The sequence below is a fragment of the Mesorhizobium sp. B1-1-6 genome (assembly GCF_006443035.1).
Classification (GTDB): Bacteria; Pseudomonadota; Alphaproteobacteria; order Rhizobiales; family Rhizobiaceae; genus Mesorhizobium.
Window position 1 is genome coordinate 75880 of sequence record NZ_VFWR01000015.1, and the last position, 12456, is coordinate 88335.

Annotated in this window: 11 protein-coding genes; 5 read left to right on the forward strand and 6 right to left on the reverse strand. The window is 59.1% G+C overall.

The window, feature by feature from the left end:
- Positions 1-13: 13 nt before the first annotated feature.
- The 3 genes from FJ979_RS26250 to FJ979_RS26260 form a co-directional block, all read right to left on the reverse strand.
- Positions 14-595 carry an HdeD family acid-resistance protein gene (locus tag FJ979_RS26250; protein ID WP_140499407.1) on the reverse strand — a complete coding sequence of 194 codons (582 nt, stop codon included), beginning with the start codon at positions 593-595 and terminating at the stop codon, positions 14-16.
- A gap of 266 nt (positions 596-861) precedes the next feature.
- Positions 862-2304 carry an amidohydrolase family protein gene (locus tag FJ979_RS26255; RefSeq protein ID WP_140584251.1) on the reverse strand — a complete coding sequence of 481 codons (1443 nt, stop codon included), beginning with the start codon at positions 2302-2304 and terminating at the stop codon, positions 862-864.
- A 79-nt stretch (positions 2305-2383) separates the two neighbouring features.
- Complete coding sequence (locus FJ979_RS26260) at positions 2384-3577, reverse strand: succinylglutamate desuccinylase/aspartoacylase family protein (RefSeq protein ID WP_140521572.1); 1194 nt, start codon at positions 3575-3577, stop codon at positions 2384-2386.
- 471 nt (positions 3578-4048) lie between these two features.
- On the opposite strand from FJ979_RS26260, the gene FJ979_RS26265 reads away from it, so the two are divergent.
- Positions 4049-5104: a helix-turn-helix domain-containing protein gene (locus FJ979_RS26265; RefSeq protein ID WP_140499403.1), complete on the forward strand. Its 1056-nt coding sequence runs from the start codon at positions 4049-4051 to the stop codon at positions 5102-5104.
- On the opposite strand, the gene FJ979_RS26270 is transcribed toward FJ979_RS26265, so the two are convergent.
- Complete coding sequence (locus FJ979_RS26270; protein WP_140584252.1) at positions 5101-6531, reverse strand: basic amino acid/polyamine antiporter; 1431 nt, start codon at positions 6529-6531, stop codon at positions 5101-5103. The two genes, FJ979_RS26265 and FJ979_RS26270, sit on opposite strands and share 4 nt — an antisense overlap.
- A gap of 265 nt (positions 6532-6796) precedes the next feature.
- Here FJ979_RS26270 and FJ979_RS26275 point away from each other — a divergent pair, with 265 nt between their 5' ends.
- The 4 genes from FJ979_RS26275 to FJ979_RS26290 all read left to right on the forward strand — a co-directional run bounded on the left by FJ979_RS26275 (position 6797) and on the right by FJ979_RS26290 (position 11182).
- Positions 6797-8230 (forward strand): basic amino acid/polyamine antiporter, encoded by a 1434-nt coding sequence (locus tag FJ979_RS26275; protein ID WP_140499399.1) that lies wholly within the window; start codon positions 6797-6799, stop codon positions 8228-8230.
- An 18-nt stretch (positions 8231-8248) separates the two neighbouring features.
- Complete coding sequence (arcA, locus tag FJ979_RS26280) at positions 8249-9493, forward strand: arginine deiminase (protein WP_140499398.1); 1245 nt, start codon at positions 8249-8251, stop codon at positions 9491-9493.
- Between the two features lie 255 nt (positions 9494-9748).
- Positions 9749-10006 carry a YMGG-like glycine zipper-containing protein gene (locus FJ979_RS33480; protein ID WP_348640082.1) on the forward strand — a complete coding sequence of 86 codons (258 nt, stop codon included), beginning with the start codon at positions 9749-9751 and terminating at the stop codon, positions 10004-10006.
- 147 nt (positions 10007-10153) lie between these two features.
- Complete coding sequence (locus FJ979_RS26290; RefSeq protein ID WP_140584272.1) at positions 10154-11182, forward strand: AI-2E family transporter; 1029 nt, start codon at positions 10154-10156, stop codon at positions 11180-11182.
- Positions 11183-11213: 31 nt separating this feature from the next.
- Here FJ979_RS26290 and FJ979_RS26295 read toward each other — a convergent pair whose 3' ends face one another.
- Together FJ979_RS26295 and FJ979_RS26300 are read right to left on the reverse strand one after the other, a co-directional pair.
- Positions 11214-11558, reverse strand: coding sequence for a hypothetical protein (locus FJ979_RS26295; RefSeq protein ID WP_140584253.1), 345 nt, complete (start codon positions 11556-11558; stop codon positions 11214-11216).
- A gap of 85 nt (positions 11559-11643) precedes the next feature.
- Positions 11644-12165 (reverse strand): DUF1269 domain-containing protein, encoded by a 522-nt coding sequence (locus FJ979_RS26300; protein WP_140499392.1) that lies wholly within the window; start codon positions 12163-12165, stop codon positions 11644-11646.
- Positions 12166-12456 lie beyond the last annotated feature (291 nt).

Consider the following 12456-nt stretch of genomic DNA (forward strand, 5'->3'; position numbering starts at 1 on the left):
TCGGATCCTGCTCTCAAGACAAAATCTTCGTCCTGCGCACGCTCAGGGCAATGACGAGATACGCCAGTCCAGCAATCATCATGGAAAATCCGGCCACCAAGCCAGTCGGCATCTCTCTGACGATCGGCCACTTCAGCAGTATGGAGAAAGCAGCGAATATGGCCACGATTCCGGAAACGGCGAACCAATACCAGCCGCCGACTTTCCTGACTTCAGCGGCGATGATTAATTGAAGAACACCGTGGACAAATAGTACAAACGCTATGAACAGTGATATTGCGGCCGATGCTTTGATAGGATTGAAGTAAATCATGATGCCGCCGATGAGCTCGAAGAAGCCGGTCAGTTCCTGCCACACGAAGCCCACCCAACTTTTGATCCAGAGCGATTGGATGACCTTGATGACGCCGACTGCCATCAGGGCCACGGCGAACACGACGTTGGATGCGAAATTGGAAACGCTGGGAACTGCGACTGAAAACACGCCGCCCGCAAGCAGGAGGAGCCCAAAGAGCAGAAACCTGCGCCACTTGCCCTGCTCGATTTCGGCCCGTTCATATGGCGTTGCAGGTGGGTGATCCGATTTTTCTGGCATGTCCCCGTTCCATGCAGGTTCTAAATATCGATCTCGCACCCTGCGGGCAGAGAAGAGAGCCGAGAGCGCTCAATGGAAAGTATCAGGAAGAAGTCTGCCGGACGGAGCGTCAGGAGCCTGTCTGGTTGCCTCGCGGCGAGATTTCCCGATGACGACCACTGCCTAGTCGAGATTTTCTCACGGCCTTGCTTCGTCAGGACCATGAGGCCGTGTCGGATTAACTGATTGCTGGGAAGTGAAGGCGGCATACGGTTTTCCGCTGACTCTCAAAGGGTGCTCTTGTGAAGCCGGCCGTCCTTCATGATGACGACGAAGTTCTTATGCGGATCCTCGATCAGCCGGATGTCGTCGAGCGGGTTGCCGTCCACGATCAGAAGGTCCGCGAAAGCTCCTTCTTCGATGACGCCGAGCTTGCCCGGATAAGGGTTGCGCAGATTGGAGAGTGCGAGCAGTTCGGCATTGCCGGAGGTGGCCATCTGCAGGACTTCGGCGTTCTTGTACCAGTTGGCCAAATGCGTGAGCATCATGCTCTGGCGCGGACCCAACGCAGGCGAGAACAGCACGTCGGAACCCCAGGCCGTCTTTATGCCATGCTTGCGAGCAAAGGCATATATCCTCGGCGTCCCTGAGAAAAGCTCCTGGGCGCGGTCGGCGCTAGGTCCCGTCAGCGGGCCGGTGTCCTCCGCCGTCAGGAAGGGCTGGGTGCTTAGCCATGTGCCCTTCTCGGCGATCATCGCCGCCGTGTCCTCGTCCATCAGATGCGCGTGCTCGATCGACTGCACCCCAGCTGCCAGCGCGCGTCGTATCGCGCGAGACGTATAGGCGTGCACGGTAACGTAGGTGCTCCAATCCTGTGCCACCTCGACGCCTGCCCGCAGCTCTTCTTCGCTGAAGGTGACGATGTCCAGCGGACTGCGGGGCGACGATACGCCACCGCCGCCCACCAACTTTATCTGTGACGCGCCTTGGAGAAGCTGCTCCCGGATCCGCATCTTCAGGTCGCCGATATCGTCGACGATGGCCGCTCCCCCCAGGAGTTCACCTTTGCTGAGCTTGCCGCCGTCGCGCGGAATCTCGCTTGGCAGGCGAAGATCGGCGTGACCCCCGGAGGTCGTGATCATCGCGCCGGAGGGATAGATGCGCGGGCCAGGGATCAGCCCGGTGTCGATAGCCTGCTTGAAGGAGAAGGAGGGACCTCCCAGATCGCGTATGGTGGTGAAGCCGCGACTGAGCGTGCGATCCGCCTCGGCGGTGGACGCTGCGAAGATAATCCCCGGGTCGCCGTTAAGCAGGATGTTGACCGGGACCGCCGCGAAGATCGCATGCCAATGCGCGTCGATGAGCCCTGGCATGAGGACGCCATTGCGGCATTTGATGACGGTGGCGTCCTCCGGGGGAGGGGCGTTCGTCATATCGATTCCGGAAATCCTGCCGCCCTCCACCAGGATTTGCGCTCCGTCCTTCACCGTACCCGACTTGCCGTCGAATAGCCGGACTTCGCGAAACAGGATCTTGGAAGGGGGCGCGGCCGTCTGCGCGAAGGACGGCTTTGTCAGCACCCCGGCGATGGCGGCAGCCCCGAAACCGGAGAGAAAACTACGCCTGGAAAAGGCCTCCAGACGACGAGAGACTCGTTGAAGATCGGGATTGAGACAACCGCAACCAGAACTGTGAACGAGGTGACCGTACTTCGAGCCTAGCCGCAGCATGTCTTTTGCTTTCGGTTGAGCGACACTGACACCTGCCGGACGGCGCTTCGTGTCGCGGTTCTTGTCGTTTCAGGTCCCGTTACTCGACCAACACATCGCCGCCGACAGGATTGGCGCTGTCAAAGATGAGGAATACGATCGGAGTCCCCGACTCCGCTGTTGCATCGGTCCGCCTGGCGCCGACTTCGCCGCCGAGAGGCACGGAGTATTCCGCGACGATTTCCCCGAAGGTGTTCCTTTGGACTGCAACTTTCTGTCCGGGCCGAACGGTCTCATTGAGTTCGACCAACAATTCGATGAAACCGCCATGCGTCGCGGTGACGGGAAACATGCCGTCCGCGACGAAAACGCTCGAATCCTTGCTGGTTCTGCCGATAGGGCCTGAAATTATTCCGTGGTGCTTGATGACGTTCATCGTTCCTTCGACGAACAGGGCGATCATGTCGTGATCGAAGATCCGCGGCTTGCCGATCTCGGGCGTGAAGGCGGGAATGCCGGCATCGATGAGGGCATTGGCGAGAAGACCTCGCTCGCCAAAGTTGTCGAAAATCTGATCGACCGGATAGAGTTCCGCCATCGCCCGCACTTCGGGGAGATCCATGCGCGCAAGGTGGAACGCCGTCGCGTCCATGCCCGTGGCGGCTGTATGAAAATCGATCCCGTAGTCGAGGTTTGACCGCAGAAGCCGGTTGAATATCAGGCCGGCGTGGCGCGTCGGCGCGTCGGGAGCGTCCTCGTTGCCAGGGAACAACCGATTGATGTCGATCAGGTCGATCCCGCGCCCCGAATTCGGCCATCTCCGTTCCATGCCTTCCATTGCGGGGCGCGAAATGTCGAGTACCGCCATCACCGATCCCGACATCGCGGCCGGATCGAGCTCACGCATTACGGATTGCACGGTTTGAATGGGGCTCATTTCATCGCCATGCACGCCGCTCATCAGCCCCAGTCGTTTGCCTGGGGCTGCCCCCTTGGCGACCATCACCGAGACGTACCAGTGCTGGCCCGTCGGCATCTGTACGCCCTGGAAATAAAAGCTGTGCTTGCCTGGTTTCAGATCCGAGATGTCAAGCGAACTGATGACCTTCTTTCCGTCGATGACATCGCCGGTATAGACGGTCCCCGACGTCCCTGCGGGAGACGCGCTTGCAGGTGCCGAGCCCGTTTGCGCCTGCGCCGGCCCGGCCATGAGCGCAGCGGCAGCGCCGATGGTAGCGACCGATGCGATCATGAAGTCGCGACGTCCGAGGCCCTCGCTGGTTTCATGCGCCATGGCTGTGTGGTCCCTGCCGATGAGGATCATGCTGCAGATCTCGCGGTGACGCCTGCGAGGGCGGCTAGATCGTCCTTACCTATTCCCGTTGTGCGCGTGGTATCCGGGCATTAGTCCCACAAGACATTTCAGGGAGTATAGCCTCCAACAAGAAAAATGGACTGGTGGTCTATGATTGGGATGCCTTGCATACTGAGTTGAGAGCCACCACAACCGGTCTGATAAGCCTCGGATATCACGCAGCCACCTCCACAACTTCCGTCGGGTACAATTAAGCCCAGTTCACGAATTGCTGGTGGATACCTCAAATGGGCCAGATGGCATGTTAACGATTGATTAACATGCTTCTATGCTGGTAGTAGACAGGGTATTACATCCACCTTCAACATTGCTTGCCGGAGTTGTATATATTAGAATGAACTAATGTTCTTGCAATAACCCGTGTTGCACCAACAAAGACGGATAGTTGCTATGGATGCTATGGTTCATGCCGCCGGGCTATCTGGAGGAGCAGGTGCCGAGAAGTCCCTGCAATGCGCCGTCGACATCGATACCTCCACGGCACCACCTGCTAAGCAATTCGACCTGTTTCGAACCTGGTATCAAGGCGTTGCCGACACTGAACTTATGCAAGAACGGAGCCATTCGTTTCCAGCACATGAAACAGTGTGGGATCTGGGAACGTTGGCTGTCATGTTCCTCGAATTGCCTGGCAGTGGCTACCGCTGTCGCTGGCGGCATTTGAAAAACCCTTCGGTGGACAATTGGTATTTGAGCCTGCCCTTGTCCAAGGGCAGGCTTCCTGGAAGTTGGCAGGTCGTGAGAACGACCCTGCAATCTTTTGCAGAGCCCTACGAATGCGTGATGGAGAACGACGCCCTCCTTGCCGTTTTCCTGCCACGCGACCTGCCTTTCATCCAATCGTCCAGGATTGAAATACGTGAGGAGTCGAAAAGACTCCTGGCAGACTACATGCTTCTGCTGCACCGTTCCTTTTCCGATCTGAGGGCCGTGGATGTGTCGCACATTGCCACTGCCACCACCAATCTGCTGGCTGCGTGCGTGTCGCCATCACATGACCGCATCACCGAGGCGAAGCGTGTGATCGACGCCGTGATCGCCGAGCGCGCTGCCAAAATCATTGCACAAAGTTTGAATGATCAGTCCTTGGCATCCGACAGGCTTTGCCGCGAACTCGGTGTGTCCCGCTCTCGCCTCTACCGGATATTCGAACCGGCCGGAGGTGTTTCGAATTATATTCGCCACAAACGCCTGCTCAAGACACGCGATATACTTTCCGACAGCTTGGATGGGCGCCCGATCTCCGCCATTGCCGGGGATTGGGGCTTCACGGATCCATCGGCGTATAGCCGGATGTTCAGGAAGGAATTCGGCATTACGCCAAAGGAGGCACGCGTGGAAGGCTGGCAAGGCGCCCAGGCCACGAGCTCGCAGCAGATCAGCCAGCCTGACAGCAGGGCGCACACGCTGAGTGGTCTTCTGCTGCGAAACAGCTTTGGGCCCTAGACTGCGATGGCGCCGGCAAGGATGCCGTAGATTGCCGCGACCGCGCCAAGTGCGGCGACGACGAACATCCCCATCTCGGCGGGAGTAAACACCCTCTGCCCCCGCTCCTTCCGAGCCATGACGAAGAGGATCGTGCCCGGTCCGTAGATGACGGCCGAGAGCAGCAGGTGCTTGGCGCTGGCGGCGTAGATGAGACCGGCCGTATAGATCAATGCTATCGCCGCCCTTGCGAAGTCGACACGCCGCGCTACGGGGTCGTTCTCGTAGCTCTCGCCGCCCCATGCGAGCTTGACCCCGTAAGCGGCGACAAGAAGATATGGGATGAGGATCATGGAACTGGTCAGCTCGAGAGCGAGCCTGAAGGCCTGTTGAGCAAAGAGCGTCAGGACCAGAAAAACCTGCACGACCGTATTGGTCAGCCAGAGCGCCCGCGACGGCACGCCATGCTTGTTTCTATACGCAAGAAAACGCGGCATGGTCTGGTGATGTGATGCGGTGAACAGGATTTCAGCGGCCAGCAGCACCCAGGACAGATAGGCACCGGCAACGGAGATCAGCAGGCCGAAGCTGACGAACTTGGCGCCCCATGGCCCGACCACCGCTTCCAATACGCCGGCCATGGAGGGATTGCGCAGCGCTGTCAGTTCAGGACGAAGCATGATCCCGTAGGAGGGAATGGTGACCAGCACAAGCAGACAGAGCACGCCGAGAAAACCAAGGAGCGTCGCGACCCCGACATCCCCGCGGTTGCGTGCGTAACGCGAATAGACGCTCGCGCCTTCGATTCCGACAAAGACGAATACGGTCACCAACATGGTCCCGCGAACCTGGCTCGCGATGCTGCCAACGCTGACTTCTTCCCCGCCCCAGAAATTGGCCGTGAAGACATCGGCGCTGAAGCCGTAGATAACGAAGATGATAAAGAGAAAGATCGGAATGATCTTGGCGTAAGTGACAATGGTGTTGATCGCCGCCGCTTCCTTGACGCCCCGCAGGATCACCGAATGTACGATCCACAGAAGCATCGAGGAAATGACGATCGCCGTGATGGTATTGCCATCGCCGAACACAGGAAAGAAAAGCCCCAGCGTCGACTTTATCAGCACGAAATAGGAAACGTTGCCGAGAACGGCGGCAGACCAGTAACCGAGGGCCGAGAGGAAGCCGAGATAGTTGCCAAAGCCGGCCTTGGCATAGGCATACACGCCCGCATCGAGGTCCGGCTTGCGAACCGACAAGGTCTGGAAGACGAAGGCCAACATCAGCATTCCGACGCCAGCGATGGCCCAAGCGATCATGGCCCCGAACGGACCGGTCTCGCGACCAAAAGCCTGCGGCAAAGAGAAGATGCCCGCGCCGACCATCGAACCGACGACCATAGCCGTCAGGGTCCATATCGAGAATTTTTGCTGAACGGTCGAGTTCATTGAATTTGGATCAACAATTCCTTAGCGGACGGCGGTCCAGCGGCCTCATTGTTACGCCTGCAACCTATCTCGAATCTAGCGCCCACGTGATTGGCATAAAATCCCACTAGTATACCTGACGTCCAAAACCTTTGCCTTGGCTCGTTTAACCGGTTGCCGACATTCGCATTTACTGCTTCTGATCAGACCTAACCTTGCTGGACCGAGACGTGTCGGCGAGGCGTCTGATTGCGAACTCTGGTTCGCGCAGCCAGGAGAGCGGTTTATGACTTCAAACGAAAATCAGAAGCTTTCGCTGTTTGCGCTGACCAGCATGGTGGTGGGATCGATGGTCGGCGCGGGCATCTTCAATCTGCCTGGCCGGTTCGCGACTGCGACAGGTCCGTTCGGCGCAATCATTGCCTGGGCAATTGCGGGAACCGGCATGTACATGCTGGCGCGGGTGTTCCAGGCGTTGGCCGAGAAGAGGCCAGACATCGACTCAGGCGTCTTCGCCTATGCCAAGGCCGGCTTCGGCAACTACATGGGCTTCCTGTCCGCCTTCGGCTACTGGCTCGGTAGTTGCCTAGGCAACGTCTTCTATTGGGTGCTCATCGGCTCGACGCTGGGGCGGTTCTTTCCCGGGATCTTTGGGGACGGCAGCAGCGCCATCGCCATCATCGTCTCGTTGATCGGCATCTGGGCTTTCCACTTCATGATCCTGCGCGGCGTCGAGCAGGCGACCTTCATCAATACTGTCGTGACGATCGCCAAGATCGTGCCGATCCTGGTCTTCATCCTGCTCCTGATCTTCTTCTTCCATTTCGGGCAGTTCCGCGAGAATTTCTTTGGCGGCTTGGACATGCCGCCAAAGTCCCTGATCGCCCAGGTGCGCGACACAATGCTGATCACGGTCTTCGTCTTCCTCGGCATCGAGGGCGCCAGCGTCTATTCCCGCTTTGCCAAGGTGCGTTCCGACGTCGGTACGGCGACGATTCTCGGTTTCGTCGGCGTCACAGGCCTGATGGTAGCGGTCACGCTGCTGCCCTACGCGGCTCTGCCGCAATCGGCTGTCGCCGGTGTCCAGCAGCCGTCGATGGCCGGCGTTCTCGAAGCGGTCGTCGGTCACTGGGGTGCGGTCTTCATCTCGATCGGCGTTCTGATCTCGGTGCTCGGCGCCTATCTCGCCTGGTCCCTAATCTGCGCCGAGGTGCTGTTCGCGGCGGCGAAGTCGGAGGACATGCCAAGGCTCTTCGCAGCGCAGAATGGCAACAAGGTTCCCGCTAACGCACTCTGGCTCACCAACATCGTCGTATCGCTCTTCGTGATCTCCACCTACTGGTCGCGGGACGCGTTCAACTTCATGCTCGACATGACGAGCGTCACCGCGTTGCTGCCCTACCTGCTCGTGGCCGGCTACGGCATCCTGCTCGCTCGTAGCGGCGTTGGCTACGAAAAGACGCCGGATCAGCGCGGCCGCGACCAGATCTTCGCCTGGATCGCGGCGATTTACACGGTCTTCATGTTCGTCGCCGCCGGGCTCAAATACGTGCTGCTTGTTGCCGTCCTCTTCGCGCCCGGAACTATCCTCTACGTCTGGGCGCGGCGCGAGCAGAAATTGCAGCTGTTCACGCTCGCCGAACTCTTCGTGTTCGCCGTCACGCTCATCGCTGGCCTGATCGGAGCCTACGGGCTGCTGACGGGCGCCATCGCACCTTGAACAGAAAGAAGGAAGGTCATGACAAACAATACTTCATTCGGCGTTCATTCAGAGGTTGGTCAGTTGCGCAAGGTCATGGTGTGCGCTCCCGGCCGCGCCCACCAGCGGCTGACACCCAGCAATTGTGACGCACTCCTCTTCGACGACGTGCTCTGGGTAGACAATGCCAAGCGCGATCATTTCGACTTCATGACCAAGATGCGCGACAGGGGCGTCGAGGTGGTCGAGATGCACAATCTGCTCGCCGAGACGGTCGCCATTCCGGAAGCCAAGAAGTGGATCCTCGACCAGCAGATCGTACCGAACCAGGTCGGCCTCGGCCTCATCGACGAGGTCCGCTCCTATCTCGACGGCCTCTCTAATCGCGACCTCGCTGAAACACTGATCGGCGGGCTGTCGACCTTCGAATTCCCGGAAAGCATCGGCGGCGAACAACTGGCGCTGATCCGTGACGCGGCCGGCGTCAACGAATATCTGCTGCCGCCTTTGCCCAACACGCTCTACACCCGGGACACCACCTGCTGGATCTATGGCGGCGTGACGCTGAACGCCCTTTATTGGCCTGCGCGCCACGAGGAGACCATCCTCACCACGTCGATATACAAGTTCCACCCGGACTTCGCCGGCAAGGTCAATGTCTGGTGGGGTGACCCGACCAGGGATTGGGGGCTTGCCACATTCGAGGGTGGGGACGTCATGCCTATCGGCAAGGGCAATGTGCTTATCGGCATGAGCGAGCGCACTTCGCGCCAGGCTATCAGCCAAGTGGCGGCGGCCCTGTTTGAGAAAGGAGCTGCCGAACGTGTGATCGTCGCCGCAATGCCTAAGCTGCGCGCGGCGATGCATCTCGACACGGTATTCACGTTTGCCGATCGCGACTGCGTGCTGATGTATCCGGACATCGTCAACGGCATTGACGCATTCTCCTATCGCCCTGACGGCAAGGGGGGCGTCGAACTCCACAAGGACAAAGGCAGTTTCATTGAGACGGTGCGTGACTCGCTTGGTCTCAAGAAGATGCGCGTCGTTGAAACCGGCGGCAACGACTACATGCGCGAGCGCACCCAGTGGGACAGCGGCGCCAACTTGGTTTGCGCCTCGCCTGGTGTCGTCTTTGCCTACGATCGCAACACGTACACAAATACGCTGCTGCGCAAGGAAGGCATAGAAGTCATCACTATCTCAGGCGCGGAGCTCGGCCGTGGCCGAGGCGGGGGTCATTGCATGACATGTCCCATCATTCGTGATGCGGTCGACTATTGATAGCAATCCGGCCAGGCTCGGTACAGGCGGCCGGTCGGCTCCCAAATAGTCTGAAGGCCATGCCTGTCGGACGGCCTCCAGCACATAAAGACCGTCTACCCCAGAATTGCTCATAGAGCGTTGGAGTCGCTCCCAATCCTTTAGGAACAATCGGCACATTGTTTGGACGGAATGCTCGTTGTTGGCGAGCGGATGTAAATGTACCCAGGAGATGAAATCATGAGAAGTATTATATTTGTTTCTGCTTTGGCTCTGATGGCTGCGGGTTGTACTGCCACGGAACAGCGAACAGCAGGCACGGCGCTGGCAGGAGCCGGAACGGGTGCGGTCATCGGCGGCCTTGCAAACGGCAGTCGAGGTGCCCTTGTAGGCGCGGCGGTCGGTGGCGGCACAGGGGCTGTGGTCGGCGCTGCGACGGCACCGCGCGCGCATCATCGCGAATGCTGGGTTCGTGATCGCTGGGGCCACACGGTTCGCGATCGTCAGGGTCGACCCATCACAGAACGTTGCTAGGCGCGATGCGTAAGATCAGCTTTATTCAGCATGAATCGAGCTGGTTGAGCGATATCGATGAACATTGGTCTGGGCGCTGAGCAAGCTTCCGGACCAATTTCGGAGTTGTCTGTAACGTCATCCAGCCGGCCGGGAACAGACTATACCATGGCGAAGCGAACGCTCTTTGCGCCTACGTATATTCTGGCGGTTATCGCCGTCATATGGGCGCTGCAGGCCGCTGCCTCAATTTTCGCGCCAGTCGTGTGCGCTCTTTTCCTCATCGCGCTGGTGTGGCCATTGCAGCGCAGCCTGCAGCGGCTTCTTCCAAAGCTGATCGCACTGGCGATAGTCGTCTGTGTCGTCGTCCTGGCATTCTTCGCCTTTGCATCGATCGCCAGTTGGGGTTTTGGCCGCATTGGCCGATCGGTCCTCGCCGACAGCGCCCGCTTTCAAGGACTCTACAGTCAACTCGCCGAGTGGTTGGAAGGGCACGGTGTCGTGATGGCCGGCGCCTGGGCCGAGCATTTCAATGTCGGCTGGTTCGTGCGGATAGCTCAGGGCGTGACCGCAAGGCTGAATACCGTGATCTCGTTCTGGATCGTTGTCGTCGTTTACGTGCTTCTGGGTCTTCTCGACGCTGAAGCGGCGGCTCGCAATGCTCGTGTAGCGCTGAGCGCCCAGGCGGCGGCCGCACTGATCAATGGCAGCAGTCAGACAGCATCGAAATGGCGACGTTACATGCTGGTTCGGACATTGATGAGCCTTGCGACCGGTTCGATGGTGTGCGCGCTTTCGGCGGCTTTCGGACTGCGGTTTGCCGCCGAGTGGGGCGTTATCGCCTTCACCTTGAACTATATTCCGTTTATCGGGCCGTTCGTCGCGACATTCTTGCCGACGCTTTACGCGCTCGCGCAGTTCGGATCGCCACAGGCCGCCGTCTCGATTTTTGCCGGCCTCAACATCATTCAGTTCGTCATCGGCAGCTACATAGAACCGCGGGTTGCCGGTTACGTGTTGGCGATGTCGCCTTTTGTGGTGCTGTTTTCGGTCTTCTTCTGGTCGTTTCTTTGGGGTGTGTTCGGCGCGTTCATAGGTGTGCCCATCACCATCGCGCTGGTTACTTTTTGCTCGCAATCGCCGGCGACCCTTTGGATCGCTCAGTTGCTTGGGTCCGCCGATCGGCGGAACGCGTGATTGCCGCCAGGAAATTCGATTGGCCGGGCCCCTAGCGACGTCCGGATCCCGCGCCCCGGACGAGGCCGATGATACAAACCGACAGGATGCCGCCAAGAAGGCCGGCAATGCCGACGCCAATCAGCACGCCGGGCGTGAGGGTGCCGACACCACGAGCGGTGGCATCGACAGCATTTTCGACGTTGCCGAGGAAGTTTGCCAAGGCGGGAATCCGACCGGCCAGCGCTGTCAGGGTCAGTCCTCCCACGACGCCAGCCGCCGCGACAGATTTCCAACCCAGCGCAGCCATGCGCCAAAACCAAGTCGTAGCGAAAGCTCCGCCCGCGCCGCAGATGGCTTCAATCAAAAGCAGGGCCGCTGTCTCAAGGCCGGACATGCTTGCATCGCCCACTTACTATCGGGCCATCCATCGCCCTTGCCGACCAGCAGAGTTCCGATTCCGGGATGTTCCGTGACCGCGGTCAGGCGGTCGCGGCCGCGCCTTGGCCGGCCATCGCCGAAGCGCGTTGAAGCGCATCGCGCAGAACCTGCTCCTTCGTCTCATCCAGCGACGTCTTAAGCACCACGCCGCCAAAGGCCTGGATCTCCTTGAGCACCTTGTCCGCTGTCATCTCGTGCGCGAGCACGAACAGGGCAGCGTCCCCAGGCTGGATGCTGGCTGACAGATCGCGCATGAACGCATCGTTGATACCCACGTCCGTCAAAGCGCCGCCAAGGGCTCCGGAGGTGGCGCCGACCGCAAGTCCGATCAACGGATTCAGGAAGAGAACACCGATAAGCAAGCCCCAGAAGCTACCGGATACAGCGCCTGCCGCCGTCGTATTCACAAGTTGATTGAGCTTTATCGCACCCGCCTCGGTCTTGGTGGCAATAACCGCGTCGCCAAGTTTAATAACGTATTCCTTTTGAAGTCCTATGAGCCGTTGACGTACCTCTTCAGCCTTGGCCTCGTTTGGATAGACGATGACGATCAGATCGGACATGGGACCCTCCTAGGCTAAGACTTTCCAAGGGCACGTAATACACATCCTAGAAGGTGAAAGATTGAGCCGGAAATCCGAATAGTGTGCAGCACGTCTCATTTTGCTTGCCTGTCCGACTGGCAAGCCTGCGGTCTCGACATTGGTTGTCGGCCGCTTCGTCCGTTGCGCTCGGCTTTGTCGCGACGAATTCTCGTCCGGAGCCGCCCGAACTTCTCCTATGTGATCAGAGGCGCGCTGCTGGTCTCGAGGGGTGGCTGATCCCGATCATGCGGCATCGTGCGCATCGACGGG